The 25,731-nt window shown below is 72.0% G+C and carries 26 protein-coding genes; 12 read left to right on the forward strand and 14 right to left on the reverse strand.

The window, feature by feature from the left end:
- Nucleotides 1-307 precede the first annotated feature (307 nt).
- Genes HUT18_RS23960 through HUT18_RS23970 form a run of 3 tightly spaced genes read right to left on the reverse strand, consistent with a single transcriptional unit; the run spans nucleotide 308 to nucleotide 3,381 of the window.
- Complete coding sequence (locus HUT18_RS23960) at nucleotides 308-1,441, reverse strand: Mrp/NBP35 family ATP-binding protein (protein ID WP_176102621.1); 1,134 nt, start codon at nucleotides 1,439-1,441, stop codon at nucleotides 308-310.
- 10 nt (nucleotides 1,442-1,451) lie between these two features.
- Nucleotides 1,452-2,051 carry a DUF1003 domain-containing protein gene (locus HUT18_RS23965; protein WP_176102622.1) on the reverse strand — a complete coding sequence of 200 codons (600 nt, stop codon included), beginning with the start codon at nucleotides 2,049-2,051 and terminating at the stop codon, nucleotides 1,452-1,454.
- On the reverse strand, nucleotides 2,041-3,381 hold the full coding sequence (locus HUT18_RS23970; protein WP_176102623.1) for a CBS domain-containing protein: 1,341 nt from the start codon (nucleotides 3,379-3,381) through the stop codon (nucleotides 2,041-2,043). Before HUT18_RS23970 ends, HUT18_RS23965 begins: the two co-directional genes overlap by 11 nt.
- Nucleotides 3,382-3,687: 306 nt before the next feature.
- Here HUT18_RS23970 and HUT18_RS23975 point away from each other — a divergent pair, with 306 nt between their 5' ends.
- Entirely contained in the window at nucleotides 3,688-4,440 is a 753-nt protein-coding gene (locus HUT18_RS23975) for a hypothetical protein (protein ID WP_254878778.1), read from the forward strand.
- Between the two features lie 108 nt (nucleotides 4,441-4,548).
- On the opposite strand, the gene HUT18_RS23980 is transcribed toward HUT18_RS23975, so the two are convergent.
- The 5 genes from HUT18_RS23980 to HUT18_RS24000 all read right to left on the reverse strand — a co-directional run bounded on the left by HUT18_RS23980 (nucleotide 4,549) and on the right by HUT18_RS24000 (nucleotide 10,064).
- Nucleotides 4,549-5,061 (reverse strand): hypothetical protein, encoded by a 513-nt coding sequence (locus HUT18_RS23980; protein WP_176102624.1) that lies wholly within the window; start codon nucleotides 5,059-5,061, stop codon nucleotides 4,549-4,551.
- A gap of 69 nt (nucleotides 5,062-5,130) precedes the next feature.
- Nucleotides 5,131-6,255, reverse strand: a complete 1,125-nt coding sequence (locus HUT18_RS23985; protein ID WP_176102625.1) for a magnesium and cobalt transport protein CorA — start codon at nucleotides 6,253-6,255, stop codon at nucleotides 5,131-5,133.
- A 688-nt stretch (nucleotides 6,256-6,943) separates the two neighbouring features.
- Nucleotides 6,944-9,112, reverse strand: coding sequence for an MMPL family transporter (locus HUT18_RS23990; RefSeq protein WP_176102626.1), 2,169 nt, complete (start codon nucleotides 9,110-9,112; stop codon nucleotides 6,944-6,946).
- Nucleotides 9,113-9,408: 296 nt separating this feature from the next.
- Nucleotides 9,409-9,681, reverse strand: a complete 273-nt coding sequence (locus HUT18_RS23995; RefSeq protein WP_176102627.1) for a hypothetical protein — start codon at nucleotides 9,679-9,681, stop codon at nucleotides 9,409-9,411.
- Nucleotides 9,678-10,064 (reverse strand): winged helix-turn-helix domain-containing protein, encoded by a 387-nt coding sequence (locus tag HUT18_RS24000; protein WP_176102628.1) that lies wholly within the window; start codon nucleotides 10,062-10,064, stop codon nucleotides 9,678-9,680. The genes HUT18_RS23995 and HUT18_RS24000 overlap by 4 nt, the downstream gene beginning before the upstream one ends.
- Before the next feature lie 276 nt (nucleotides 10,065-10,340).
- On the opposite strand from HUT18_RS24000, the gene HUT18_RS24005 reads away from it, so the two are divergent.
- From HUT18_RS24005 to HUT18_RS24020, 4 genes are all read left to right on the forward strand, one after another.
- The gene (locus HUT18_RS24005; RefSeq protein WP_176102629.1) at nucleotides 10,341-10,937 is read left to right on the forward strand and encodes a suppressor of fused domain protein; all 597 of its coding nucleotides are present in this window, start codon (nucleotides 10,341-10,343) and stop codon (nucleotides 10,935-10,937) included.
- Nucleotides 10,938-11,111: 174 nt separating this feature from the next.
- Nucleotides 11,112-11,753, forward strand: a complete 642-nt coding sequence (locus HUT18_RS24010; protein ID WP_176102630.1) for a DUF6758 family protein — start codon at nucleotides 11,112-11,114, stop codon at nucleotides 11,751-11,753.
- A 256-nt stretch (nucleotides 11,754-12,009) separates the two neighbouring features.
- Nucleotides 12,010-12,876 carry a PHP domain-containing protein gene (locus HUT18_RS24015; RefSeq protein ID WP_176102631.1) on the forward strand — a complete coding sequence of 289 codons (867 nt, stop codon included), beginning with the start codon at nucleotides 12,010-12,012 and terminating at the stop codon, nucleotides 12,874-12,876.
- A 415-nt stretch (nucleotides 12,877-13,291) separates the two neighbouring features.
- Nucleotides 13,292-13,900 carry a MarC family protein gene (locus HUT18_RS24020; protein WP_176102632.1) on the forward strand — a complete coding sequence of 203 codons (609 nt, stop codon included), beginning with the start codon at nucleotides 13,292-13,294 and terminating at the stop codon, nucleotides 13,898-13,900.
- A 103-nt stretch (nucleotides 13,901-14,003) separates the two neighbouring features.
- Here the strand turns inward: HUT18_RS24020 and HUT18_RS24025 are convergent, their stop codons facing one another.
- Nucleotides 14,004-14,150 carry a hypothetical protein gene (locus HUT18_RS24025; RefSeq protein WP_176102633.1) on the reverse strand — a complete coding sequence of 49 codons (147 nt, stop codon included), beginning with the start codon at nucleotides 14,148-14,150 and terminating at the stop codon, nucleotides 14,004-14,006.
- A gap of 307 nt (nucleotides 14,151-14,457) precedes the next feature.
- Here HUT18_RS24025 and HUT18_RS24030 point away from each other — a divergent pair, with 307 nt between their 5' ends.
- Both HUT18_RS24030 and HUT18_RS24035 read left to right on the forward strand, forming a co-directional pair.
- Nucleotides 14,458-15,363, forward strand: a complete 906-nt coding sequence (locus tag HUT18_RS24030; protein ID WP_176102634.1) for an NYN domain-containing protein — start codon at nucleotides 14,458-14,460, stop codon at nucleotides 15,361-15,363.
- Between the two features lie 127 nt (nucleotides 15,364-15,490).
- Complete coding sequence (locus HUT18_RS24035) at nucleotides 15,491-15,889, forward strand: hypothetical protein (protein WP_176102635.1); 399 nt, start codon at nucleotides 15,491-15,493, stop codon at nucleotides 15,887-15,889.
- A 70-nt stretch (nucleotides 15,890-15,959) separates the two neighbouring features.
- Here HUT18_RS24035 and HUT18_RS24040 read toward each other — a convergent pair whose 3' ends face one another.
- Nucleotides 15,960-16,907, reverse strand: a complete 948-nt coding sequence (locus HUT18_RS24040) for an alpha/beta fold hydrolase (protein ID WP_176102636.1) — start codon at nucleotides 16,905-16,907, stop codon at nucleotides 15,960-15,962.
- Nucleotides 16,908-17,163: 256 nt separating this feature from the next.
- The gene (locus HUT18_RS24045) at nucleotides 17,164-18,918 is read right to left on the reverse strand and encodes a DEAD/DEAH box helicase (protein WP_254878779.1); all 1,755 of its coding nucleotides are present in this window, start codon (nucleotides 18,916-18,918) and stop codon (nucleotides 17,164-17,166) included.
- Nucleotides 18,919-19,455: 537 nt separating this feature from the next.
- On the opposite strand from HUT18_RS24045, the gene HUT18_RS24050 reads away from it, so the two are divergent.
- Entirely contained in the window at nucleotides 19,456-20,184 is a 729-nt protein-coding gene (locus HUT18_RS24050) for a ferritin-like fold-containing protein (protein ID WP_176102637.1), read from the forward strand.
- Between the two features lie 170 nt (nucleotides 20,185-20,354).
- The gene (locus HUT18_RS34350; protein ID WP_368661572.1) at nucleotides 20,355-20,468 is read left to right on the forward strand and encodes a hypothetical protein; all 114 of its coding nucleotides are present in this window, start codon (nucleotides 20,355-20,357) and stop codon (nucleotides 20,466-20,468) included.
- 467 nt (nucleotides 20,469-20,935) lie between these two features.
- Here the strand turns inward: HUT18_RS34350 and HUT18_RS24060 are convergent, their stop codons facing one another.
- From HUT18_RS24060 to HUT18_RS24070, 3 genes are all read right to left on the reverse strand, one after another.
- Entirely contained in the window at nucleotides 20,936-21,163 is a 228-nt protein-coding gene (locus tag HUT18_RS24060) for a DUF3107 domain-containing protein (RefSeq protein ID WP_176102638.1), read from the reverse strand.
- A 183-nt stretch (nucleotides 21,164-21,346) separates the two neighbouring features.
- On the reverse strand, nucleotides 21,347-21,976 hold the full coding sequence (locus HUT18_RS24065; protein WP_176102639.1) for a TetR/AcrR family transcriptional regulator: 630 nt from the start codon (nucleotides 21,974-21,976) through the stop codon (nucleotides 21,347-21,349).
- 379 nt (nucleotides 21,977-22,355) lie between these two features.
- A complete protein-coding gene (locus tag HUT18_RS24070; protein ID WP_176102640.1) occupies nucleotides 22,356-22,619 on the reverse strand; it encodes a hypothetical protein in 264 nt (87 codons plus the stop codon).
- A 270-nt stretch (nucleotides 22,620-22,889) separates the two neighbouring features.
- On the opposite strand from HUT18_RS24070, the gene HUT18_RS24075 reads away from it, so the two are divergent.
- The 3 genes from HUT18_RS24075 (at nucleotide 22,890) to HUT18_RS34355 (ending at nucleotide 25,625) form a co-directional block, all read left to right on the forward strand.
- A complete protein-coding gene (locus HUT18_RS24075) occupies nucleotides 22,890-23,867 on the forward strand; it encodes an alpha/beta fold hydrolase (RefSeq protein WP_176102641.1) in 978 nt (325 codons plus the stop codon).
- A 185-nt stretch (nucleotides 23,868-24,052) separates the two neighbouring features.
- Nucleotides 24,053-25,438 (forward strand): DUF3152 domain-containing protein, encoded by a 1,386-nt coding sequence (locus HUT18_RS24080; RefSeq protein WP_176104768.1) that lies wholly within the window; start codon nucleotides 24,053-24,055, stop codon nucleotides 25,436-25,438.
- Nucleotides 25,439-25,529: 91 nt separating this feature from the next.
- On the forward strand, nucleotides 25,530-25,625 hold the full coding sequence (locus HUT18_RS34355) for an Ms4533A family Cys-rich leader peptide (protein ID WP_368661553.1): 96 nt from the start codon (nucleotides 25,530-25,532) through the stop codon (nucleotides 25,623-25,625).
- The last annotated feature ends 106 nt before the right edge of the window (nucleotides 25,626-25,731 follow it).

Genomic DNA, 25,731 nt, shown 5'->3' on the forward strand with positions numbered 1-25,731 from the left:
TGCGTACGCGTCCGCGCACCCTTGCGTACACCTCGCCCGGGCCGCCGCCGTAAGGGCCGAAATGCATCGGTCCCCGGTGCCGGACCCGTCGTGCACAGGCCCCACCCTCGGCGCGGGCCGTGAACACCGCATGGACCGCGCCGCGAACGCCGTACGGACGGCCGGCGAACGCCGCACACGTCCCGTACTGCCGGAGCCCGGGCGGTCCGGGAACAGCGAAGGGGCGGCCGAAGCCGCCCCTCGTGTGCCGTGTGCGGACGGCCCCGGATCCCGGAGCCGTCCCCCGCCGTTTCCGACGGGCGGCCTTTCAGAACTTGTTGCGCGGGGTGAGACCCAGCGACATCCCGGACAGGCCGCGCGCGCGGCCGCCGAGCTTGCCCGCGATCGCGCGCAGCGCGGAGCCCGCGGGGGAGTCGGGGTCGGAGAGCACGACCGGCTTGCCCTCGTCGCCGCCCTCGCGCAGGCGTACGTCGATCGGGATCGAGCCGAGCACGGGCACCGTGGCGCCGGTGGTCCGGGTCAGCCCGTCGGCCACCACCTGGCCGCCGCCGGTGCCGAAGACGTCGACCATCTCGTCGCAGTGCGGACAGGGCAGGCCGGACATGTTCTCGACCACGCCGACGATCTTCTGGTGGGTCTGCACGGCGATCGCACCGGCCCGCTCGGCAACCTCGGCCGCGGCCTGCTGCGGGGTGGTGACGACCAGGATCTCGGCGTTCGGCACCAGCTGCGCGACCGAGATCGCGATGTCGCCGGTGCCCGGCGGCAGGTCCAGGAGCAGGACGTCCAGGTCGCCCCAGAAGACGTCCGCGAGGAACTGCTGGAGCGCGCGGTGCAGCATCGGGCCGCGCCACACGACCGGGGCGTTGCCCGGGGTGAACATGCCGATCGAGATGACCTTCACGCCGTTCGCGGACGGCGGCATGATCATGTTCTCGACCTGGGTGGGACGGCCGTCCGCGCCGAGCATGCGCGGCACGCTGTGGCCGTAGATGTCGGCGTCGACGACACCGACCTTCAGACCGTCCGCCGCCATGGCCGCGGCGAGGTTCACCGTCACCGAGGACTTGCCGACGCCGCCCTTGCCGGAGGCGACCGCGTAGACCCGGGTCAGCGAGCCGGGCTTGGCGAACGGCACCTCGCGCTCGGCCTGGCCGCCGCGCAGCGCGGTGGCCAGCTCACGGCGCTGTTCGTCGCTCATCACGTCGAGCGTGACGTCGACCCGCGAGACGCCCTCGACCGCGGAGACCGCGTCCGTGACGTTCGTGATGATCGTCTCGCGCATCGGGCAGCCCGAGACCGTCAGATAGACGGCCACCGCGACAGCGCCGTCCGCGCCGATCTCCACCGACTTGACCATCCCCAGTTCGGTGATGGGCCGCTGGATCTCCGGGTCGTTCACTGTCGCCAGTGCTTCGCGCACCGCGTCTTCGGTAGCCATGAGGTCGAGTTTACGGGCCATCCCGGTGGCGGCGGAAAGGCTGGGAGCGGTCGCTTACGTCACGTCCCTCGCCCTCCTCACCCGGGAATAGCGACCGCTGCTCCTCCAGTTCCCGGGCCAGCTCCTTGACCAGGTCGCCCAGCTCCGAGCGGATCCAGTCACGGGTGGCGACCTCGCCGAGGCCCATCCGCAGCGCGGCCACCTCCCGGCTGAGGTACTCGGTGTCCGCGATGGAACGTTCGTTCTGTTTGCGGTCCTGCTCCAGGTTGACCCGGTCCCGGTCGTCCTGCCGGTTCTGCGCGAGCAGGATCAGCGGCGCCGCATAGGAGGCCTGGAGCGAGAGCATCAGGGTCAGGAAGATGAACGGGTACTGGTCGAAGCGCAGACGCTCGGGCGCCGCGATGTTCCACAGCACCCAGGCGACCACGACGAACGTCATCCAGACGATGAACCGGCCGGTGCCCAGGAACCGCGCGATGCGCTCGGAGAGACGGCCGAAGGCCTCCGGGTCGTACTCCGGCAGCAGCCTGCGGCGCGGCGCCCGCGGCTGGTCGAGCCGCAGCCGGGCGGCCCGGCTCTCGGCACGTGTCTCGCGCTGCTCAGCGACCATCGCTCACCCCGTTCAGCGCGCCGAGCCGCCCGCCCGGCGCGAACTCGCCCTCGCGCCAGTCCTGCGGAAGCATGTGGTCGAGTACGTCGTCGACGGTCACCGCGCCGAGCAGCGAGCCGCTCTCGTCGACGACCGGGGCGGCCACCATGTCGTACGTGGCGAAGAACCCGGCCACGGCGGGCAGCGGGGTGTCCGGCGTCAGCGACAGCCTGTCCTCGTCGATCAGCGCGCTGACCAGGGTGTACGGGGGATAGCGCAACAGCCGCTGGAAGTGGACGGTGCCCAGGAACTTGCCGGTGGGCGTCTCGTCGGGCGGGCGGCAGACGTAGACCTGGGCGGCGAGCGCGGGCGACAGGTCGGCGTTGCGCACCCGGGCCAGGGCGTCGGCGACCGTCGCGTCCGGGCGCAGCACCACCGGCTCGGTGGTCATCAAGCCGCCCGCGGTGCGCTCCTCGTAGGCCATCAGGCGCCGTACGTCGGCGGCGTCGCCGGGCCGCATCAGGGCGAGCAGGCGCTCCTTGTCCTCCTCGGGGAGTTCGCCCAAGAGGTCGGCGGCGTCGTCGGGGTCCATGGCCTCCAGGACGTCCGCCGCGCGCTCCTCCTGGAGCTTGCCGAGGATCTCGATCTGGTCGTCCTCCGGCAGCTCCTCCAGGACGTCCGCGAGCCGGTCGTCGTCGAGGGCGGCGGCCACCTCGGCGCGGCGCTTGGGGGAGAGGTGGTGCAGGACGTTCGCCAGGTCGGCCGGGCGCAGCTGCTCGAAGGTGGCGAGCAGGTTCTCCGCGCCCTGCCCGTGCTCCTCCAGTGCGAACCCGGTCACCGCCGACCACTCGACGGTCAGCGCCTCGCCCTTGCCCCGCCTGAAGGCTCCGACCTTGGCCTTCCCCTTACGGACGAAGACCCGGTCGATCTCCCAGTCCCGGCGGGCCGGAAGCTGCTGTACGGAGATGTCCAGGACGGTGACCTGCTCGCCGGTCTCGACCAACTCGACCCGGCGGTCGAGGAGTTCACCAAGGACCAGGCGCTCGGTGGGCCGCTGCTCGAAGCGCTGCACATTGACCACGCCGGTGGTGATGACCTGGCCGGACTCGATCCCGGTCACCCGGGTCATCGGCAGGAAGATCCGGCGCCGGGTGGACAGCTCCACCACCAGACCGAGCAGCCGCGGGGGCCTGCTGCTGGATTCCGTACGGCCGTCCGGCAGCATCCGGGTGCCCTGGAGCCGGAGCATCGCGACGAGGTCGCGGACGCGGCCGACCTGGTCGCCGTTGGGGTCGAAGACCGCGGTCCCCGCGAGGTGGGAGACGAAGATCCTGGGCGCGCTCGCCGCCATCCGGCCACGCCTCCTTCGTCGCTCGCCCGGCGCCCGGTCGTGACCGGCGGGCCGCCGGTCCCGAGTGCTCCGGACCGGGCTCGGGGTGGGTCGTTCGCGTAGCTCAGGCTAGTCCGTCCCCTTCGAACACGCCTTTGCGGGCGGTCCACCAGGACTGCTTCGCATCGGGTGCGGGCGGTCCGGGTACGCTGCCCTACTGCCGCCCGTTCGGCGCCTGTTCCGGCGCCCCCCGCCTGCTCAAACGGACCTACGGGCCGGTACGCTCCCGCACCACCGCACGTCCCCTCTCGAGAGGCAGCGCCACCCGTGAGCCCCTTTTCCCCGCGCCGCACCAGCCGGGCCAATCCGGCCGTCGCCCTGTGCGCGGGGCTGGGGCTCGCCGCGACCGGGAGCGTGCTGGTGTCCTGCGGCGGCGGCGAGGACCCGGACGCGGGCACCAACGGCGTCGCCAAGCTGGAGGCGCCCGAGATCCAGCGCAAGTACAAGGCGGCGGCCGACTCCGCCCAGGCGGTGCGCATCACCGGGACGCTGGTCAGCAAGGGCGTCTCGTACGAGCTGGACATGCAGCTCAGGAACGACGGCGGCGCGGGCTCGGTGGGCACCGAGGGGCGCACCTTCCGGCTGCTGCGGGTCGGCGAGCGCATGTACCTGAAGGCGGACGCGGAGTTCTGGCGCGGCGACGGCAAGAACGACGCGGACGCCGCGAAGAAGCTCAGCGGGATGTACGTCCGGGTGCCCAAGGGCGATCCGGCCTACAAGCGGCTCAGCGGATTCACCGACAAGAAGCTGATGCTCGGCGGACTGCTCGGGCTGCACGGCACGGTGGACAAGGGCGACCGCACCGAACTGGGCGGCGTCTCCACCCTGGAGCTCACCGGCGACAAGGGCGCGGGCGGCACCCTGAACGTCAGCCTGGAGGGCGCCCCCTACCCGCTCGCCCTCAAGCGCGCGGGCAACGCGGGCACCGTCAAACTCCAGGACTGGAACGAGAAGTTCACCCTCCGGGAGCCCGCCGAGAAGGACCGCGTGGACTACGGGAAGCAGCTTCCCGCCTCGTAGTGGCCGAGTGGCCGGATGGGTCGTTGTTGCCGGACCGGTCGTCGCGACCGTACGGGTCGTCGTGACCGGACGGGCGGGCAGCGCCTCGTGCCTGCGCCCGCCCCTCGCTCAGCCCCGCTTGCGCTTGCCGCGCAGCAGCAGACGGTGCAGGCCCTGCGGGATCGGCTCGCGGGTGGTGGCCGTGGTGGGCAGCGGGGCGGCGGCGAGGCGGTCCTCGGGGAGGTCGGTCAGCGGTTCCACGAGGTCCAGGCGCAGCACCCGGCACTCGCGGGCCCAGCGGTCGGGCACGCCCTCGCCGTCCGGTGCGTTCAGGCGCTTGCCCTTGAGTTCGGCGACGGCGGCCTCCCAGGCCTCGCCGCGCGGCGCGAGCTCGGTGACCTTGGCCCGCCAGCCGACGATCCGGCCGCCCTTGTCCTTGCTGCGTACGGTCACGGTGGCGATGGAGCCGTCGGCGAGTCCGGGCAGCGGCTGCTCGCCGGGGCCGTCGCCCACCAGGTGGGCGGCGCCCTCGTGCCATACGTGCCACAGGGCGCGGGAGGGACCGGTGCCCTGCACCCAGATGAGACCGGACTTCTTGGTGGCCTCCTCGACGAGGGCACGGCCGAGCAGCTCATTCGTCATGGCAGACAGGGTAATGAGCCGCCGGCCGGGCCCGACAGCGGAGTGCCGCGAGGGCGACCGGGAGCCTGCTCAGAGCCAGCCGTTGCGCTTGAGGGTTCGGTGGATGCTGAAGCAGATCCCGACGGTGACGGCGACGACCATCGGGTAGCCGTAGCGCCAGTGCAGTTCGGGCATGTGGTCGAAGTTCATGCCGTAGACCCCGCAGACCATGGTGGGTACGGCGATGATGGCCGCCCACGAGGTGATCTTGCGCATGTCCTCGTTCTGCGCGACGGAGGCCTGCGCCAGGTTGGCCTGGAGGATCGAGTTGAGCAGCTCGTCGAAGGCGGTGACCTGCTCCTGCACCCGCGCCAGGTGGTCGGCGACGTCGCGGAAGTACTTCTGCACCGCCGGGTCGACCAGCCGCATGGGCCGCTCGCTCAGCAGCTGCATGGGCCGGGCCAGCGGGGCCACCGCGCGCTTGAACTCCAGTACCTCGCGCTTGAGTTGGTAGATCCGCCCGGCGTCCACACCGCGCGAGGTACCGCGGCCGTTCTTGCCGGGCGCGGCGAAGACCTCGGTCTCCACCTCGTCGATGTCGTCCTGCATGGCGTCGGCCACCGCGAGGTAACCGTCGACGACGTGGTCGGCGATGGCGTGCAGGACGGAGGAGGGGCCCTTGGCGAGGAGTTCGGGGTCGTCCTGGAGGCGGTGGCGCAGGGCGCGCAGCGAGCCCTGGCCGCCGTGCCGGACGGTGATGAAGAAGTCCCGTCCGGTGAAGCACATCACCTCGCCGGTCTCCACGACCTCGCTGGTGGCGGTCAGTTCGGCGTGCTCGACGTAGTGGATGGTCTTGAAGACCGTGAACAGCGTGTCGTCGTAGCGCTCCAGCTTGGGCCGCTGGTGCGCGTGCACGGCGTCCTCGACCGCCAGCGGGTGCAGCCCGAACTCCGCGGCGATACCGGAGAATTCGGCCTCGGTCGGCTCGTGCAGACCGATCCACGCGAAGCCGCCCTCGCGGCGTACGTCGAGCATCGCCTCGTGCGGCGAGAGGCAGCTGTGGTGAGTGACGCGGCGGCCGTCGCGGTAGACGGCGCAGTCGACCACGGCCGAGGTGGTCAGCGGGTCACGGGTGTTGTCGTACGTACCGAGCGAGCCGCCTTCCTTACGGGCGGCGGGGCGGACGGCGGCGCGGAGGTCGCGGATCATCGACATGGGCAGGCTCCTTCGCGGAGAGGCCGCCGGCGACGGTGGAACTACCCGGAATGAGGACGTCCTGCGAAGAATTCCTGCCCGTTCGATGGGAAGGGTTTGCTACGTCCACAAAGCGGGGAGCACCGCATCGTCGCGGTCGGCGGCTGCGCTTGTTGCACACGGATCATGGTGGATCGGGCGGACGAACAGCTCTTCCGACGGGCGTGCCGCAGAACGTGTGACGCGCGCAGGCGGTGGCGTGGAGTGCTACAGGCCGTGCTGCCGAAAGAGCGGGTTGGTACTGCCAGGGCGACTTCGGTCCACTGCAGTCCCACCTCCTCCGGCCGGTCCCCCGTGGGGGATGTCAGCGTCGGGGCATCCGGTGAACCTCCGGCGGAGGCCGAGAGGCGCCGTCGTTTGTGTCGTGCTGCCCCGACGGCAGACAAAGAGTATCAGCCGACCGGCGTGTCAAGTCCCTTCTTGCGCGCGGACCGGAGTGCGGTGTGACACGCCCGCCGCGCGCCGCGCCCGGTCGGTCCCGATTCGGATCGGCAGGCTTTTCGTCCGGCTCGGCCGCCCTGCGATCCGCTCTGGCCTGGCCACTTTCCCCGCCGCGGGTGCGCGGCGTCACGGGCAAACGCGGCCCGGCCCGGCCCGGCGTACACGGGGTACGCCGGGCCGGGCCGGGTGCGTTCTGCCGGTCGTGCGCTCAGACCGTTTCCGCCTCCGCCTCCGCTTCCGCCCGCTGGGCCGTGCGCGCCGTCACCTCCAGGTCACCGCTCCCCGGCCGGGCATCCCCACCCGCGTCCCCGCGCCAAAGCCGCCCCGGCCACCAGAACAGCCGCCCGAGGTCGAGCGCCAGCGCCGGTACCAGGACGGTGCGTACCAGGAAGGTGTCGAGCAGCACACCGATGCCGACCAGGACGCCCATCTGCGCCATGGTGACCAGCGGCAGTCCGGCGAAGACGGCGAAGGTGGCGGCGAGCACGATCCCGGCGGAGGTGATGACGCCGCCGGTGCTGGTCAGTCCCTCCAGTACGCCGCGCCCGTGGCCCAGGCGCCCTGCCTCCTCCTTGACCCGGTGCATCAGGAAGATGTTGTAGTCGATGCCGAGGGCGACCAGGAACACGAAGCCCATCAGCGGGATGGACCAGTCCACGCCCGCGAAGCCGAGGGCGTGCTCGAAGAGCAGGTTCGAGGCGCCGAGCGCGGCGAAGTACGACAGGACCACGGTGGCGAGCAGCAGTACCGGCGCGACGAGGGCACGCAACAGGCCGATCAGGACCAGCAGCACCACCAGGAGGACCACCGGGATGACGGTGCGCAGATCACGGTCGGCGGCGCGCTGGGTGTCCAGGGTCTGCGCGGTGGTGCCGCCGACCAGGGCCTCGGCCGCGGCCCGGTGCACCGAGGCGCGCAGTGCGTCCACCGTGTCCTTGGCCGCCCCGCTGTCCGGCTTGTCCTTCAACACCACGGCGTACTGCACGAGTTGGCCGTTCCCGGTGCGCCGCTCCTCCTCGACCCGGGCCACTCCCGCGGTCCGTGCGGCGGCGGCCTCGACCCGCTCCGCGCTCCCGGCCGGGGTGATCACCTTGGCGGGGTCGGAGGCGCCGGAGGGGTAGTGCGCGGAGAGGCGCTCCTGGGCGGTGACCGACTCAGGCTCGTCCTGGAACATCTCCGCCTGGTTCAGGCCCATGTCGATACCGAGCGCGCTGACGGCGAGCACACCGGTCACGCCCACCGAGGCCAGCCAGGAGCGGCGCGGGCGGCGCGCCACCGCGACGCCGATCCGCGACCAGACGGTGCGCTCCTTGCGGGCCGGGGTGCCGAGCCGCGGCACGAAGGGCCAGAACACCCAGCGGCCCGCGAGTACGAGCAGTGCGGGCAGCACGGTGACCATCGCGAGGAACCCGCAGATCACGCCGACCGCACCCACCAGGCCCAGCGAACGCGAGGAGTTGATGTCGGCGAAGGCCAGGCAGGCCAGGCCGACCGCGACGGTTCCCGCGGAGGCGAGTACGGCGGGGCCCGAGCGCAGCAGCGCGGTGCGCATGGCGGCGTGCCGGTCGGCCTGCCGGTGCAACTCCTCGCGGTAGCGGGCGATGAGCAGCAGCGCGTAGTCGGTGCCGACGCCGAAGACCAGGACCATCAGCACGCCCGCCGACTGCGGATCGACCGGCAGTCCCGCGTACTCGGCGAGCAGATAGGTCGTCGCCTGGGTGAGCACGGCGGCCAGGCCGACCGCCAGCAGCGGGAACAGCCAGAGCACCGGGCTGCGGTAGGTGAGCAGCAGCAGTACGGCGACGACCAGGACGGTGGCCATCATCAGGGTCGCGTCGAGGGTGTCGAAGACGGCGACCTGGTCGGTGAGGGATCCGGCGGGACCGCCCACCTCGACGGCCGCGCCCGGCGGCGCGTGCGCGTCGGCGATGTCGCGCAACTTCCCCACCGCGTCGGTGACTCCGTCCTCCGCGTTCAGCGGGACGACGGTCATTAGGGCCGCGCCGTCCCGTGCGGCCACCGGTCCGGTCACCCGCTCGCCCTCGGCGGCGTGCCGCTGGAAGGCGGCCCGGTCGGCGTCGGCCTTCGCGCGGAGCGTGGCGAAGTCGGCGCGCTCGCCGTCCGAGGGCGCCTCCGAGGTGTAGACGACGACGGCGGGCATCAGCTCGTCGCGACGGAACTTCTCCAGTTCCGTGTTGACCTGCGCCGACTCGGCGCCCCGCGGCAGAAACGCGTTGGGGCCGCTGTCCTCCACGTCGCCCAGCTTTCCGGCCAGCGGGCCGAGGGCGACCGCGGCGATCAGCCAGGCGGCGAGGACGATCCATTTGGCACGCCGCCCGCCGGGGGCGATACAGAGCCGCTTGATCCAAGCGGACATGGGTGTTCTCCTTCAGAGGGAAGTGGGGTTGCTGCGAGGGCTCGCGGTTCTTGCTTCCGTCCGTACCGGCCGGGGTTGCCGCCCCGCCCGTACAAGTGGGCTGCGGCCGGAGGTTGCCGCCTCCGGCCGTACGCCGTACGCCGTACTCCGGCCCGCCGCCAGGTGAAGTCGCCGCCGTGGCCGGGGAGTTGCCGCTCCCCGGACGGCCCGTCACGGGCGCTGGGATCCGGTCCCGGTGCGCGCGGCACCGGTCGTCTTCGGTGCGCCGGGCACCGGTGGTGGTCCTTCGGGGAGGGCTAGTCGATCTCGCGCATCATCTTCTCCATCGAGGCGATCGACTGCCGCGCCTGGGCGAGTTCGTCCAGCGAGCGCCGCTGGATCTCGACGTTGTCCTCAAGCAGCTGTGCGTACTTCAGCGCGAGCTGCTTGTACTGCTCCTCGCGCGCCGCCAGCATCCGTGCCCGCCAGGTCGCGGCGATCTGCCAGACGACCACGATGAGGAAGAGGAAGAAACCGCCCGCCCCCGCCACTCCCACCCATTGCTCGCCCGCCCAATCCTCGCCGTTCATGGCGTCCTCTCCTTCTGCGTCTCCTGGGCGTCCTGTGTGCCCTGGGAGTCCTGCGTCTTGGTGTCCTCGCCGAGCGTGGCGGCCGCGCGGGTGAGTGTCTCGGGGGTCAACAGGTAGGCGAACGGCGTGAGTTCGAAGAACTTCATCGCCTTGCCGTCCTCGGACAGCTCCAGCGAGCCGGTGACCAGACCGGCCGCCTCCAGCCGTTGCAGGTGCATGTGCAGCAGCGGCCGTCCCATACCGATCTCGCGGGCCAGCGCGCTGACGTAGTTCCGCCCTCCGGCCAGCGCCGCGACGATCCGCATCCGGTGCGGGTTGCCGAGCGCGTTCAGGACCTTCAGGAGCTGGTCCCCGGTCACGGGCGGGTCCGCCTTCCGTGCCATCGCCGCCCCCTGTCCGCCGTACCTGTCACTCAAACCTGACAGGTGTCGCGGATACCTGTCAAAGAAAACTGACACATGTCCGGGAGATCTGGGGGATGTCTCAGGGGCGGAGGGGGGAACTCTCGGGGTTCGGCCCCGGGGCGGTTGTCCTCGGCTCTGCCGCCACCCCCGGGTCCTTGTCCCTGCCGCCGCCCTCCCGGGTGTCCTTGGCCACAGGGCGCGGTCGCGGCGTCGCTCGCCCGGCCGCGTGCGGCGCCGCTCGTCTAGGCTCGCCGCATGTCTGACGTACTTGCCCTGGTCGAGGCCCGGTTGCACACCGTGCTCGGTGAGCCGGAGGCGCGGGCCGCCGTGACCTTCCTCGGTACGGACCGGATCGAGGTGCTGCGCTTCACGGACCCGGCCGACGGCGGCATCGTCCGGTACGCCACCCTCGGCATGTCCGCCCAGCCGATGGCCGACCCCACCGCGGCGCTCGCCGACCCGGTGAAGGGGCCGCGCGCCGAACTGGTGCTCTCGGTACGCGCGGGCCGGGCGGACACCGACAAGGTGCTGCGCCCGCTCGCGGTGCTCGCCGCCTCCCCGCAGGTCGAGGGTGTGGTGGTGGCCCCCGGTGCCTCGCTCGACGTGGGTGAACCGCTGTGGCCCGGGGCCCCGTTCACCTCGGTACTGGTCGGCGAGCCGGGCGGTCTGGTCGAGGACGTGGAGCCGGTGACCGAGGGCATGGACCCGGTGCGCATCCTGCCGCTGCTGCCGATGACCCCGAACGAGGCGGCCTGGAAGCGGGTGCATGGCGCCGAGGCACTCCAGGAGCGCTGGCTGCAGCACGGCACCGATCTCCGCGATCCGCTGCGTGCCTCCGTGCGGCTCGACTGACGCGCAATTCGGTCAGATGGTGAGCCCAAGTAGTCACGTACGAACCGGTGTGCGCACATATTGACTTAGCGGCTCTAACTAATGCACGAGGCATGCAAATCTCCGGGTGTAGCGGCCGTCCGGACGGGTGATCGTCCTTGACGCGGCGAGTACCGGGGAGGACCGTTGGGTCTCATGAGGGGCGAACCCAGTTGCCCGAAGTGCGGTGGCCGGGTCAGGGCTCCCGGTCTCTTTGCCGATTCCTGGCAATGTGATGTGCACGGCACCGTGCATCCGCTGCAGCCCGTGATCCCGCCCAGTGTCGAGGGCCTCGGCGTCGTGGTGCACCGAGCGCGGGTGCCGGTGTGGATGCCCTGGCCGCTCCCGGTCGGCTGGCTGTTCACCGGAGTCGCCTATGCCGGTGACGATCGCAGCGGGGGCCGTGCGACGGCGGTGGCCTGTTCGGGGCCCGGCCCGCTCGGCGGCATCGGTGAGCTGGTCCTGGTGGCCGAGGAACTCGGTGTCGGCCTCGGCGCGCGCTACGCCGGTCTCGACGGCCCGGACCCCGGTCCCTATCTGAACGTGGAGAAGCCCCCGCAGGTCAAGATGCTCGCCGCCGGACGCCCGACACCGCTGTGGCACGTGGGCGACGCCCCACCGGACCGTGCCGTCTTCGCCGGGGAGGCGATGGGGCTGTGGCTGTGGGCGGTGGTCTGGCCCGAGCAGTCCGGGCTGCTGATGTACGACGAACTCGTCCTGACCGACCTGCGCGACGCGGGCGCCGAAGTGGACCTGCTGCCCTGCGGGGCGCTGACGCCGCGCATCCTCTCGCCCTGAGTCGACGCCACGACCTCGTCTCGTGCGGAACGACCTCCTCTCGTACGGAACGGCCCTGCGCCGCCTCGTCCGGAACCTGCGCCGCCGCTCTGCGTCCGTCGGGCGGGCGTGCACGCGGGGAGTGCGCGCGGGAGTGCGCTCGGGAGCGTGACCCGGCGGGCAGTGGGGGAGCGCACACCGGATCCCGGCCCGGCAGCGGTCATGGCCCCGTTATCCTGAAGCGTCCCTTCCGTCCCGCAGAGCTGGAGCGAGCGTCGTGCGTATCGACCTGCACACCCACTCCACCGCCTCGGACGGTACGGACAGCCCGGCCGAACTGGTCCGTACGGCGGCCGCCGAGGGGCTCGACGTCATCGCCCTGACCGACCACGACTCCACCCGCGGCCACGCCGAGGCGATCGCGGCCCTGCCCGAGGGGCTCACCCTGGTCACCGGCGCCGAACTCTCCTGCCGCCTGGACGGCGTGGGCCTGCACATGCTCGCGTACCTCTTCGACGCCCGGGAGCCCGAACTCCTCGCCCGCCGCGAACTGGTCCGCGACGACCGCGTCCCGCGCGCCCAGGGCATGATCGCCAAGCTTCGCGAACTCGGCGTCCCCGTCACCTGGGAACAGGTCGCGCGGATCGCGGGCGCGGGTTCGGTCGGCAGGCCGCACATCGCCGAGGCGCTCGTCGAGCTGGGCGTGGTGCCCACCGTCTCCGACGCGTTCACGCCGCAGTGGCTCGCCGACGGCGGCCGGGCGTACGTCGAGAAGTACGAACTCGATCCCTTCGAGGCCATCCGTCTGGTCAAGGCCGCGGGCGGGGTGACCGTCTTCGCGCACCCGGCCGCGGTCAAGCGCGGACAGGTCGTGCCCGAGAAGGCCATCGCCGCACTCGCCGAGGCCGGTCTGGACGGCATCGAGACCGACCACATGGACCACGAGCCCGCCACCCAGGCCCGCCTGCGCGCGCTCGCCGCCGAACTCGGCCTCCTCGCCACCGGCTCCAGCGACTACCACGGCAGCCGCAAGACCTGCCGACTCGGCGACTACACCACCGACCCCGAGGTCTACGGCGAGATCACCCGCCGCGCCACGGGCGCCTTCCCGGTCCCCGGCACGGGTGGACCCGTGAACGTCTGACCGCTCGGAGCGGCGGACTCGGGCGCTTACGGACCTGATCGCAGGGTCCTGTCGCGCGCGGCGGCCGGTTGGTGAACAGGTAGGTCAACTGCGCCTCGGCGCATGCCACTTCGCGCCGTCCGGGGCCTGACCTCCGACCCGTCGCTCGTGGCCCCTAGCCCGTCGCGTGTCGCCTGCCCGTCACGACCGGCTCGGTCCCGCGCCCGCCCTGTCGTCCGTCCCTCCATCAGTGCGTACGTACGAGATGTCGCGCTCCCCGTCTGTGCTCGGCGTGGCCCCCGCCACCGGCCGCAGCCACCCGACATTTCCCACCAACAACTGTTACCGCCCCCCCGCTCAACTCCCGCTCGGTAACCGCCCAAGCCGCCCGAGCCGCCCACCTTCCCGCCGCCCAACCGCTCCGCGAGGCCCTCCCGTGTTCGACGTCGCCGTATTCGCTTCTCTCTTCGTCACCCTGTTCGTGATCATGGACCCGCCCGGCATCACGCCGATCTTCCTGGGTCTGACCTCCGGCCGGCCCGTCAAGGTGCAGCGGCGGATGGCCTTCCAGGCCGTCTGCGTGGCCTTCGGTGTGATCACCGTCTTCGGTCTGCTCGGCCACCACATCCTGGACTATCTGCATGTCTCGGTTCCGGCGCTGATGATCGCGGGCGGACTGCTGCTCCTGCTCGTCGCCCTCGACCTGCTCACCGGCAAGACGGACGAGCCGAAGCAGACCAAGGACGTCAATGTGGCGCTGGTGCCGCTGGGTATGCCGTTGCTCGCCGGTCCGGGTGCGATCGTCTCGGTGATCCTGGCCGTGCAGGACGCGAACGGCTTCGGCGGACAGCTCGCGGTCTGGGCCGCGATCCTGCTGATCCATGTGGTGCTGTGGCTGGTGATGCGCTACTCGCTGCTCATCATCCGCGTCATCCGGGACGGCGGTGTGGTCCTGGTGACCAGGCTCGCGGGCATGATGCTGTCCGCCATCGCCGTGCAGCAGATCATCAACGGCGTCACCCAGGTGATCCAGGGCGGCGCCTGAGCAGAACCCGCCCTCCCGTCACCGCGAAGCCCCCGCTCGCGCCGTCTGGCGAGCGGGGGCTTCGGATGCGGTGGCTGCCGAAGCGGGCAGCGCGGGCCTGCCGTTACGAGGCGGCCTCGGCGGGGCGAATGTAGAGCCGCTGCCCGATGGCGGCGGCCTGTTGCACGATCCGGTTGACCGACGTGGCGTCCACAACGGTGCTGTCGATGGCGGCACCGGTTTCGTCGAGGCGCATGATCTCGAAGCGCAAAGGCTTCCCCTTCCTCGGTTGATCCTCCTGGCGGAGAACTGCTGACGCGGGAGGAAGAGTCTCCTCCCGCGCGTGGTGCGAGGCGGTTTCCCGCCCGTGAAGAGTCGATTGCACGGGCCCCCGGCCCGCGCCGTCACCGTGTTCAACCATGTGCCCGGGCCGATCATTCCCTACACTAAAGAAAATTTTCGCGTATCTAATTACTGACGCCAGGTGCCCCTCGGTGGCGTGCCTCGCGACCGATGTCACAAGGCCGGACGGTGGGCAGCTTGTGTCCGGTCGGCGTACGCCCGGACAATGGGGCGCAATGAACGACGACACCCGGCCCGACGAAGCAGTGCTCGCCCGGCTCGAACGCACCAACGAGCTGCTGCAGCGCATGCTCGCCGAGGTGGCCAAGACCCCGTCCACCCACGCGATCTTCGTGGACGCCGGTTATCTCTACGCCGCCACCGGACGCCTCGTCGCGGGTACGGAGGACCGCCGCTCCTTCGACCTCGACGCCGAAGGGCTCATCGACGCGCTGATCGACAGAGCGCGCATGATCTTCGCCGACAGCAGGCTGCTGCGCGTGTACTGGTACGACGGCGCCCGCCGCCGTATCCACACCGCCGAGCAGCAGTCGATCGCCGAACTGCCCGACGTCAAGGTCCGCCTCGGCAACCTCAACGCCAACAACCAGCAGAAGGGCGTCGACTCGCTCATCCGCACCGACCTCGAATCGCTCGCCCGGCACCGCGCGATCAGCGATGCCGCCCTGATCGGCGGCGACGAGGACCTGGTCTCGGCGGTGGAGGCGGCGCAGGGCTACGGCGCGCGGGTGCACCTGTGGGGCATCGAGGCGCCCGAGGGCCGCAATCAGGCGGAGCCGCTGCTGTGGGAGGTCGACAGCCAGCGCACCTTCGACCTCAACTTCTTCAAGCCGTACGTCACCCGCCGCACCCTGAGCGTCCCCGAGGTCTCGGCGGGGCAGCGGCCCACGCGCGAGGACGTCCGGTTCGTCGGCGCCCAGATCGCCGCCCGCTGGCTGGCCTCCCGCGGCCGCGAGTCCCTCTCGGAACTCCTGCCCGGCCACCCCTATCTGCCGGGCTCGGTGGACCAGGACCTCCTCGTCGAGGCGGAGGGCCTGCTCCAGTACTCGCTGCGCGGCCAGTCCGACCTGCGGCGCTCGCTGCGCGACGGCTTCTGGGAGCACGTACAGGCGCAGTACTGACGTCGGCTCGACTGAGTACCCGCACCCAAGACCCCCGCCGGGCATCCCCGTACCTCTGCTCAGGCGGCGGGCGTGATCACCACGCAGGATGGGTGGGACACCGACCCCGTCCCGGAGGCCGCGCCCCATGAACGCCCATGAGCCGTACCCGTCCGCCCGGCCGCGGGTACCGCGTCAGCCGCGGGGGCCCGAGGCGTGGCAGGGTCCCGCGCCCGACGGCTGGGAGGGCGTCCGCCCGGTCAAGGCCTGGTACGCGCTGGTGGCTCTGCTGATGCTGTGCGGGGCGGGTTTCACCGGACTGGGCGTGGTCGCCGGGCTCTTTCTCACCGCGGGCAAGCACCTGGCCTGCGACACCACCACGGCCTGCGACCGGCGCCCGTACGAGGAGGGTTACCAGGACCCGGGCTGGTCGGCCTGGCCGTTCGTGACCGCGGCGGTCCTCGCCGCCCTCGCGGTCCTGCTGTTCACCGCGGTGTTCCTCGCCCGGCGCCGCAACCACGCGGAACGCGGGCCGGGCGCGCGGTAGGCCTCGCGAGGGGCCGCGGTACGCCGTCCCGCTCCCGGGCGGGCGGCACAGCCGACTCCCGTCGGCGCCCTCAGACCTCGTCCCAGAAACCGGCCAGTGCCGCCGCCGTGAGCTTGGGCTGGTCGGTGTTGGGGGAGTGCTCGGCGCCGGGGATCACGCTCCGGCGCGCGCCGAGCCGTTCGGCCATCGCGTCGAGCAGGGGCACCGGCCAGGTGTGGTCGACGGTGCCGGACACGACGTGCATCGGCAGCGGCACCCGGGACAGCGCGTCGACCCGGTCCGGCTCCGTGCACAACTGGCGACCTGTGGCAAGCAGTTGGGCCGGTGCGTTGCGCAGCCACCGGCGCCGCAGCCGGTCCGGGTCGTCGGTCGCACCCGGCACGCCGTCCTCGGTGCCGAGGGCCAGTACGCCCTCCTCGATCCCGCCGCCGGTGCCGTTCTCGACCTCCGTGTCCGTGTCGGAGTCGGTGGCGGTGTCCTCGGGGGGTTCGAGCGCCTGGATCGCCTCCCATACCTGCGCCATGTCGAGCTGGGTGAGGGCGCCGCGCAGCAGGCGTACGCGTTCCTGCTGGGGCAGGGAGATCTCGGCGGGGCCGGACGACATCAGGGTCAGCGAGGCGAAGGGCGCGGCGTCGAGCAGTACCGCCGCGCGCGCGATCTGGCCGCCGAGCGAATGCCCGAGCAGATGCAGCGGACCGTCCCCGAGCGCCGCCGCCTGCGCCAGCACATCCCGCGCCAACTCGGCCTGCGCGTAAGCCGATTCGTCCTCCCGGGACCCCTCGGACTCGTGCTGTCCGCGGCCGTCGAGGGCCACCGTGCGATAGCCCGCCTCGTTCAGCGGCTCGTGCAGCGGACCGAAGTCCTCCTTCGAGCCGGTGTACCCGGGCAGCAGCAGGGCGGTGCCGCGCCGCGGCCCCGCGGTCGCGGGCGCGTCGACGACGGCGAAGCCGCCGCGCGCGGTCTCCAGCCGGTAGGCACGGGCATGCGAGGGCGGACGGAAGCTCGGCGGCCTGCTCATGGCCCGAAGAGTAGCCGCCCGGGTCACCCGCCCGAGCAGGCACGCGGTACAGCGGATACGCCCGAGCAGGCACGCGGCGCGGCGGACACGCCCCGCCGCGCACGGATGCGTACGCACCTCCCGCTTGCCCGGCCGACAGGCTCCCCAGCGCGCTCCCGCGTACACCCCACCCCCGAACGCCGAACCGCCCGCCCCCTCAACTCTGCGGAGGGAACGGGCGGTTGGGATGCCTCGGCGGTGCGGGCCGCCGGTGGGCTCAGCTCTCGGCGGCCTCGGCCACCTCGGCCGGACGGCGCGTACGACGGCGGCGCGGCTTGGCCTCGCCCTCGGCGGGAGCGGCGGCCTCGGCGGGGGCGACCGCCTCGGGTGCCGCGGCGGCCTTGCGGGTACGGCGCCGGGGCTTGGTCGCCACGGCGGTGTCCCCGGCGACTTCGGGCTGCGCCGGGATGCTCGCCGGAGCGTCCTCGGCACCACTCGCGGTCGCCGTCTCGGCCGCCGACTGCGCGGCGGGCTTGCGGGTGCGGCGACGGCGCGGCTTGGCCTCGCCCTCCGCCGTCTCGACGGCCTGCTCGGCCGACGCCTCGGGCTGCTGCGCGGTCGAGGCCTCGGCGGCGCTCGCCCCGGCCCGGGTACGGCGACGGCGGCGCGGGGTGCGCGGCCCGTCCTTCTCGTCGGTGGCGGACTCGGTGGCGGACTCGGCCGACTGCGCGGCGCCCTCCTCCAGCGGCGTGCCGCCACGGGTGCGACGACGGCTGCGCGGAGTGCGCGCCGGACGCTCGCGCTCACGCTCCTGCGGACGTCCGCCGCGGCCGCGGCCGCCGGTCTCGCCCAGGTCCTCGACCTCTTCGGCGTTCAGACCGGCGCGGGTGCGCTCGGCACGCGGCAGCACACCCTTGGTGCCCGCCGGGATGTTCAGCTCCTCGAAGAAGTGCGGGGAGGTCGAGTACGTCTCCACCGGGTCGGGGAACTTCAGGTCCAGCGCCTTGTTGATCAGCTGCCAGCGGGGGATGTCGTCCCAGTCGACCAGCGTGATCGCGGTGCCGGAGGCCCCGGCGCGGCCGGTGCGGCCGATCCGGTGCAGATACGTCTTCTCGTCCTCGGGGGACTGGTAGTTGACGACGTGGGTCACGCCCTCGACGTCGATACCGCGCGCGGCGACGTCGGTGCAGACCAGGACGTCGACCTTGCCGTTGCGGAAGGCGCGCAGCGCCTGTTCGCGGGCGCCCTGGCCGAGGTCGCCGTGCACCGCGCCGGAGGCGAAGCCGCGACGCTGGAGCTGCTCGGCGATGTCGGCCGCGGTGCGCTTGGTGCGGCAGAAGACCATCGCGAGTCCGCGACCCTCGGCCTGCAGTATGCGCGCGACCATCTCCGGCTTGTCCATCGAGTGGGCGCGGTAGACGTGCTGCGAGATGTTGGCGACCGTCGCGCCCTCGTCGTCCGGCGCGGTGGCGCGGATGTGGGTGGGCTGCGACATGTAGCGGCGGGCGAGACCGATCACGGCGCCCGGCATGGTCGCCGAGAACAGCATGGTCTGGCGGCGGGCCGGAAGCATGTTGACGATCTTCTCGACGTCGGGCAGGAAGCCCAGGTCGAGCATCTCGTCGGCCTCGTCGAGGACCAGGCACTTCACGTGCCCGAGGTCGAGCTTCTTCTGCCCGGCCAGGTCGAGCAGGCGTCCCGGGGTGCCGACGACCACGTCGACGCCCTTCTTGAGGGCCTCCACCTGCGGCTCGTAGGCGCGGCCGCCGTAGATCGCGAGGACGCGCACATTGCGCACCTTGCCCGCGGTCAGCAGGTCGTTGGTGACCTGGGTGCACAGCTCGCGCGTCGGGACGACGACGAGTGCCTGCGGGGCGTTGGTGAGGTCCTCCGGCGCCGCGCGCCCGGCCTCGACGTCCGCGGGGACGGTGACGCGCTCCAGGAGCGGCAGACCGAAACCGAGGGTCTTGCCGGTGCCGGTCTTGGCCTGGCCGATGACGTCGGTGCCGGAGAGGGCGACCGGGAGTGTCATCTCCTGGATCGGGAAGGGATTGACGATGCCGACGGCCTCGAGGGCCTCGGCGGTCTCGGGCAGGATGCCGAGATCACGGAACGTCTGGGTAGCTGTGTTCGTGGGCTGCGTACTCAGGGTGATGCCTCTTCTGTGAGACGCGGTGCGAGGCGAACGCGGGGGTCGTGACCGTGACCGTGCCGAAAGCACCACATCGGCCACCTGCGGGGCGGGCCGGATGGCACGGGACCACTGCCGACGCTCGAGCGCTCGTACCGCGGAGGGCCCCTCCGGTGCCGTACGCGACTGTGCCGCACGGCGAGAGGGCTGTCGGGTCGGAGCCGATCGGGCCACCGACCGGGCATCCTCATTCGTGACTGCCCGCCGGGACGCGTCGCCAATCCGCCACATGGCAAAAGGCTGCGCAAATCCTGCGGGCTCTTTAGCACCATACCCCGGATTGCCGCATCTGCGAATGGCCGATCGTGTCACGTAGCCGTGGTCACAGTCGATGACCAGGGACTTCCCGGTTCGATCGGGAGGACTATCGTGCACACCATGACGACGTCTGACAACGCAGCCGCCGAACCCGTCCCGGTCGCTTCCCAGGACTGGGCGCAGGCTGCCAAGAACCCGCAGTACCGCGCCGCGGTGATCGACCTGCTCGGTGCCCTCGCCTACGGCGAACTCGCCGCCTTCGAGCGGCTCGCGGAGGACGCGAAGCTGGCGCCGACCCTGGCCGACAAGGCGGAACTGGCGAAGATGGCGTCGGCGGAGTTCCACCACTTCGAGCAGCTGCGCAACCGGCTCGCGACGATCGGCGTCGTCCCCGGCGAGGCGATGGAGCCCTTCGTCGCCGCCCTGGACGGCTTCCACCGCCAGACGGCCCCGTCGGACTGGCTGGAGGGCCTGGTCAAGGCCTACGTCGGCGACTCGATCGCCAGCGACTTCTACCGCGAGGTCGCCACCCGGCTCGACTCGGACACCCGCGACCTGGTCCTCGGTGTGCTCGACGACACCGGCCACGCCTCGTTCGCGGTCGAGAAGGTGCGCGCCGCGATCGACGCCGATTCACGGGTCGGCGGCCGGCTCGCCCTGTGGGCGCGGCGCCTGATGGGCGAGGCGCTCTCGCAGTCGCAGCGGGTGGTCGCCGAGCGCGACGCCCTGTCCACGATGCTCGTCGGCGGTCTCGCGGACGGCTTCGACCTGGCCGAGGTCGGCCGGATGTTCTCGCGGATCACCGAGGCGCACACCAAGCGGATGGCCGCCCTCGGCCTGGCCGCCTGAGCCACTGCCGCAAGCGGCATCCCGTACGCGTACGTGCCCGACCGTCACGTACCTGATCGTCGGCGCGTACGTGTGCCCCCGCCCGGGCGGGTCCGTATCAGCGGGCCCCGGCCCGGGCGGCGTCGTCTCCGCGCACGTCGGGCATCGTCCCGCCAGGGCTCAGGCGTGTACTGAGCGGCGCAGCCGTCGCGGGCGCAGCAGCAGCGACAGGAGTGCGGTGGCCATCACCACGGCTCCGGCGAGGGTGGCCACCAGGTGTCCCGAGCCGAGCGCGCTGCGCGTGATGAAGGCGCCGAGCAGGGCGCCCGCCAGGCCGGTCGGCAGGACAAGGGTCCAGGCCGGCATGCGGTCGCCGAGCAGGCGGATCGCCAGCCGGGCGAGCACGAGACCGACCACCACGGAGCCGAGCACCTCGAGGAGCATGCGAGTTTCCTCCCGCGCGGTCGGGTCCGGGCCGGTCACTATCGGTCTACCCGCCAGGGACGGAACGCAATCCTCCACTGCGGAGATGCTGTGCCCGCGCGATGGCGGAAAAGCGCAGGCCGGTACGGCGGTACGGGCCCGGGCGGGGTGCTGCGACGGACCGGTGCGGGTGGGCCGTATGGGCGTGTTCGCGGGTGGCCGTGGGAGGGCGGACCGAAACACCGCCGGGCACGGCAACCGAAACGACGACGGCCCGGTGGGCGGAAAATCCGCCCACCGGGCCACCGGTGTTCCTGTCTCCGTTCCGGTCGGTCACACCGACCGGAGGTCAGAGCGCGCTGAAGCCCACCTTGCGCGTGGTGGGCTCGCCGAGCTCCACGTACGCGAGCTTCTCCGAGGGCACCAGGACCTTGCGGCCGTGGTCGTCCACGAGGCTCAGCAGGGGCGACTTGCCCGAGAGGGCGTCGGCCACCGCGGCCTCGACCTCTTCCGGGCTCTGGCCGCTCTCCAGGACGATCTCGCGGGGCGCGTACTGCACGCCGATCTTGACCTCCACGGCTTTGTCCCTCCGACGTTCAGTGATGTGCGCGGTGCGTCCGCGCGGTACTGAGCACACCCTAGCCGGGCGAAAGGGCGCCCAGAGGCCGTGTGCGAACGCCAGGAGCGAACACGGTCACGGTGCCCGCCGGGCCCGGGGGCCGACGGGCACCGACCGTCGCGTCGAGGCCTTCGCCGCCGGTCAGTTGGTCAGCGGGAAACCCGCGATGCCGCGCCAGGCGAGCGAGGTCAGCAGCTCCACCGCCTTGTCGCGCGGGATGCCGCTCTCGCTGGAGAGCCAGTAGCGGGCGACCACCTGCGAGACGCCGCCGAGGGCGACGGCGAGGAGCATCGACTCCTCCTCGGGCAGGCCGGTGTCCTCGGCGATCACCGCGGAGATGGCCTGGGCGCAGTCGAGGCCGACCCGCTCGACGCGCTCGCGCACGGCGGGCTCGTTCGTCAGGTCCGACTCGAAGACCAGCCGGAAGGCGCCGCCCTCGTCCTCCACGTACGCGAAGTAGGCGTCCATGGTGGCCGCCACGCGCAGCTTGTTGTCGTTGGTGGAGGCGAGTGCGGCGCGTACGGACTGCAGCAGCGACTCGCAGTGCTGGTCGAGCAGGGCCAGGTACAGGTCGAGCTTGCCCGGGAAGTGCTGGTAGAGCACGGGCTTGCTGACTCCGGCCCGCTCGGCGATGTCGTCCATCGCGGCCGCGTGGTAGCCCTGCGCGACGAAGACCTCCTGCGCCGCGCCGAGCAGCTGGTTGCGCCGGGCACGGCGGGGCAGCCGTGTTCCGCGCGGGCGGGCCGCCTCTGTCTGCTCTATGGCTGTCACGCCGCCTCCCAAGATCGTCCGGACGCCAGGTGCGCCGACACGCCATCGTACTTTTCGGTAACCCTTGTGTGCGTGGTCCGGGCCGGGATTTTCCCGCGGCGCAGACCCCGGAAAAGGGCGATAGCCAGGCAAAACGGTGCGCCGGAAGAGCGGGCTTGGAGAGTTTGTGACACCCGTGAAGGGGACCCGTGGCCATGGGCGAGCGGCCGAAACGGGCCGAATCGGCCGCGGGGGGCGGTCCGGGCGGGCCGAGCGCCACCGCGGGAGTGCGAACGTGCGGGCTCGAAGTTGACCACGTCGCGCCCTCCCGTCCGCCGATCCGCCCCACGCCGCCGCCGGAATCGGCCGTGGCCGTGCTCGTGACTCGGCTGCTCGTGACTCAGCGGTAGTCGTCCTCGTCGAGTTCCACCACGCGTGCCTGCTCCGCGCGGTCGCCCTCGTCGGCGTCGTCCCGGCCGCCGCGGTCCAGCGGTTCGTCGCGGCGGGGCGAGAGTTCGGTGTGCTGCTCGGCCGCGTCGGCCTCGGGGGCCTCCACGTCCGTCTCCTCGTAGGAGCCGGGGCTCCCGTGCCTCTGGGCGGTCCCGGGCGCTGCGAGGGTGTCGGCCTCGTCGAAGGTCTCGGGGTCGCTGGGGTCGACGGTCATGTGTCCTCTTCCCGTGTCCTCTTCGGATTCCCGTGTCCTCTGCGGGCGTGCGAGTGTGCGGTGCGCCTGCCCCTGGGCAGGCCGGGTACACCGGTGGGGCGAAAGCGCCGCGGCATTGTGCCCGGGGCCGACGACACCCGCGTACGGATGTGCCCATTTTGTACGTGAGAGCCGCCCTTACGAGGGTAGGAGACGGTTCAAACCTGCGCCAGACAATCTGTGACCGCGAACACACCAATCTCTGCGTGATCGTCTCGTAACATTGCCCCCATGTCTTCGACCGAGCTGCCCGGCACCCTTGCCGCGGCCGAGCCCAGGACGGCCCCGGTGCGCGTCGCGGACGGCGAGCGGCTGCGGTCGGTCGGACTGCACGGGCTCTCGCTCACGGTGCGCTCGCGACCACCGGCCGCCCAGGGGCTGCCGACCGCGCTCTTCGTCCACGGACTCGGCGGTTCCTCGCAGAACTGGTCCGCCCTGATGCGCGAGCTCGACGGCGTGGTGGACGGCGAGGCCCTGGACCTGCCGGGCTTCGGCGACTCCCCGCCGCCCGACGACGGGAACTACTCGGTCACCGGCCACGCCCGCGCGGTGATCCGCTATCTCGACTCCTGCGGCCGGGCGCCGGTGCATCTGCTCGGCAACTCGATGGGCGGCGCGGTCGTCACTCGGGTCGCCGCGCTCCGGCCCGACCTGGTCCGCACCCTCACCCTGATCTCGCCCGCACTGCCCGAACTGCGGGTACAGGGCAGCGCGGTGCCGACCGCCCTGCTCGCGGTCCCCGGTGTGGTCCGGCTCTTCACTCGGATCAGCCGCGACTGGACGGCCGAGCAGCGCGTCCGCGGAGTGATAAACCTCTGCTACGGCGACCCGAACCGGGCCGGACCCGAGGAGTTCGAGGCCGCCGTCGAGGAGATGGAACGGCGGCTGACCCTGCCCTACTTCTGGGACGCGATGGCACGCTCGGCCCGCGGCATCGTCAACGCCTACACCCTGGGCGGACAGCACGGACTGTGGCGGCAGGCCGAACGCGTGCTCGCGCCCACCCTGCTCGTCTACGGCGGGAAGGACCAACTCGTCGGCTATCGCATGGCCGCACGCGCGGCACGGGCGTTCCGCGGCTCACGGCTGCTGACCCTGCCCGAGGCCGGACACGTGGCGATGATGGAATACCCGGACACCGTGGCCGCCGCTTTCCGTGAACTCCTCGCGGACACAGGCGAGTTGAGCCACGTGAGTACGGGGAGCTGAGGCAGGGCGTGGGACGTCACAGGCGCCGCGGACCGGCGGCCAACAACGACACAGGATCCGTACCCGTCGTACCCGGCGCGAACGCCGGCCCCCAGAGTCCCGGCGCCTCCACACCCCAGAGCCGCGGCCGCCGCCCCGGCGCCCCCGCTCCCACCCCACCGCCCCAGGGCACCCCCCGCCCGGCCATGCCGCCGCAGGGCACGCCCGCGCACGGAGTGCCGCGCCCGTACTTCGACGGCACCCCGGCGCACGGAATGCCGCGCCCGAACCTCGACGGCACGCCCGCGCACGGCACCCCGCGCCCCACTCCGCCCCAAGGCACCCCCGCGCACGGCATCCCGCGCCCCGGCTTCGACGGCACGCCGCCGTACGGCACGCCGGCGCACGGCACCCCGGGCGTGCGGGGCGGTCATCCCGAGCAGCGTGAAGCCGGGGGTGGCTGGGGCCTCGTGGGGGGTAGGAATACTTCGTCCGTACCGGCGCAGGCGACCGTCACCGGTCGCGGGGCCGGTTTCATATCCGCGCCTCGTCCCGGCGGCCCGCGTCAGGATTACCTCGACGCGTTCGACGACGAGTCCGTGTTCAACCCGCCCCAGCGGGTCCCCGCCTCGTCAGCCACCGGGTCGTCCCCCGATTCCACCGACCCCTCGACCCCGGCAGTTGAACCGGAGGACGAAGACGTGGCACTCGACACCCGGACGAAGCCCGCAGCCAAGGGCCCGGCCGACGAGGAGCACCCGCCCCGCCGTGCGCGAAAACGCGGCCGCGGTCGCGCCATGGCAGGCATCGCCGCCGCGGCGGTGACGACCGTACTCGCCGTCGTCGTCGTCACGGAGATCACCGGCCGCCAGAGCGACTCGCATGCGCAGGAGAGCCCAGGGGGTGAGCGCGACAAGCAGGACGACGCCTCCCGTTCCGATCACCGCCCCACCCCGGCCGACAGCAAGCCGCAGCAGGATCCGAAGCCGCTCTCGTACGAGGAGAAGATGGCGAAGATCTTTCCGCTGGACGCCGATCTGAACGGGTCCGGGGAGTTCGACGCGGTGCCCGGATTCGAGAAGGCGCCGGGCAAGGGCCAGCTGGTCCGCTACCGGGTGGACGTCGAGAAGGGCCTCGGCCTGGACGCCGGGCTGTTCGCCACCGCCATCCAGAAAACCCTGAACGACGACCGCAGTTGGGCCCACAACGGGGGCCGCACCTTCGAGCGGGTCTCCTCCGGCGAGGCCAAGTTCGTGATCACCCTGGCGAGTCCGGGCACGACCGCCGACTGGTGCGCCAAATCCGGCCTCGACACCACCCAGGACAACGTCTCCTGCGACTCGGCGGCCACCGACCGCGTCATGATCAACGCCTTCAGGTGGGCCCAGGGTGCCGAGACCTTCGGCGACAAACTGATCTACCCCTACCGGCAGATGCTGATCAACCACGAGGTCGGACACCGGCTCGGCTTCAACCATGTGACCTGCAGCCGGGACGGCGCACTGGCCCCGGTCATGCAGCAGCAGACCAAGTTCCTCAGCTACCAGGGGATCACCTGCAAGCCCAACCCCTGGGTGTACCCGAACAGTTGAGGCCAAGGCCCGAGCGGGCACGCCGTCGCCGCAGTGGCGCCCGCTCGGGGCCGCGTTGACATCTGGCGCGAACTCGACGATATTTCTGGGCATGTCGTCCCGCCGCGCACCCGTGAGCCGCGCCGCCCTTGAGCTGGCGCTCTTCGGCGTGACCGCGCTCTGCGTGGCCGACATTCACTGTCGCTGACACCCGCCTCGGCGCGTACGTCAGCTCTCGCCCCCACCGCCTCCTTCCGGACCATCTCGCACCGCCCTCGCCCTTCGTCGGCGACGCCCGCGGACGTGTCCGGGCC

The sequence above is a fragment of the Streptomyces sp. NA04227 genome, assembly GCF_013364195.1.
Taxonomy (GTDB): Bacteria; Actinomycetota; Actinomycetes; order Streptomycetales; family Streptomycetaceae; genus Streptomyces.

What these genes read in the sequence shown, in the direction of transcription:
- HUT18_RS24050 (WP_176102637.1), top strand. Translation starts at nt 19,456, where the DNA reads ATGACGACGTCTGACAACGCAGCCGCCGAACCCGTCCCGGTCGCTTCC.
- HUT18_RS24035 (WP_176102635.1), top strand. Translation starts at nt 15,491, where the DNA reads ATGAACGCCCATGAGCCGTACCCGTCCGCCCGGCCGCGGGTACCGCGT.
- HUT18_RS34355 (WP_368661553.1), top strand. Translation starts at nt 25,530, where the DNA reads ATGTCGTCCCGCCGCGCACCCGTGAGCCGCGCCGCCCTTGAGCTGGCG.
- HUT18_RS23980 (WP_176102624.1), bottom strand. Translation starts at nt 5,061, where the DNA reads ATGACGAATGAGCTGCTCGGCCGTGCCCTCGTCGAGGAGGCCACCAAG.
- HUT18_RS24010 (WP_176102630.1), top strand. Translation starts at nt 11,112, where the DNA reads ATGAGGGGCGAACCCAGTTGCCCGAAGTGCGGTGGCCGGGTCAGGGCT.
- HUT18_RS24000 (WP_176102628.1), bottom strand. Translation starts at nt 10,064, where the DNA reads ATGGCACGGAAGGCGGACCCGCCCGTGACCGGGGACCAGCTCCTGAAG.
- HUT18_RS23965 (WP_176102622.1), bottom strand. Translation starts at nt 2,051, where the DNA reads ATGGTCGCTGAGCAGCGCGAGACACGTGCCGAGAGCCGGGCCGCCCGG.
- HUT18_RS24005 (WP_176102629.1), top strand. Translation starts at nt 10,341, where the DNA reads ATGTCTGACGTACTTGCCCTGGTCGAGGCCCGGTTGCACACCGTGCTC.
- HUT18_RS23985 (WP_176102625.1), bottom strand. Translation starts at nt 6,255, where the DNA reads ATGTCGATGATCCGCGACCTCCGCGCCGCCGTCCGCCCCGCCGCCCGT.
- HUT18_RS24040 (WP_176102636.1), bottom strand. Translation starts at nt 16,907, where the DNA reads ATGAGCAGGCCGCCGAGCTTCCGTCCGCCCTCGCATGCCCGTGCCTAC.
- HUT18_RS23970 (WP_176102623.1), bottom strand. Translation starts at nt 3,381, where the DNA reads ATGGCGGCGAGCGCGCCCAGGATCTTCGTCTCCCACCTCGCGGGGACC.
- HUT18_RS23995 (WP_176102627.1), bottom strand. Translation starts at nt 9,681, where the DNA reads ATGAACGGCGAGGATTGGGCGGGCGAGCAATGGGTGGGAGTGGCGGGG.
- HUT18_RS24070 (WP_176102640.1), bottom strand. Translation starts at nt 22,619, where the DNA reads ATGACCGTCGACCCCAGCGACCCCGAGACCTTCGACGAGGCCGACACC.
- HUT18_RS23990 (WP_176102626.1), bottom strand. Translation starts at nt 9,112, where the DNA reads ATGTCCGCTTGGATCAAGCGGCTCTGTATCGCCCCCGGCGGGCGGCGT.
- HUT18_RS23960 (WP_176102621.1), bottom strand. Translation starts at nt 1,441, where the DNA reads ATGGCTACCGAAGACGCGGTGCGCGAAGCACTGGCGACAGTGAACGAC.
- HUT18_RS24045 (WP_254878779.1), bottom strand. Translation starts at nt 18,918, where the DNA reads ATGACACTCCCGGTCGCCCTCTCCGGCACCGACGTCATCGGCCAGGCC.
- HUT18_RS24030 (WP_176102634.1), top strand. Translation starts at nt 14,458, where the DNA reads ATGAACGACGACACCCGGCCCGACGAAGCAGTGCTCGCCCGGCTCGAA.
- HUT18_RS24075 (WP_176102641.1), top strand. Translation starts at nt 22,890, where the DNA reads ATGTCTTCGACCGAGCTGCCCGGCACCCTTGCCGCGGCCGAGCCCAGG.
- HUT18_RS24080 (WP_176104768.1), top strand. Translation starts at nt 24,053, where the DNA reads ATGCCGCCGCAGGGCACGCCCGCGCACGGAGTGCCGCGCCCGTACTTC.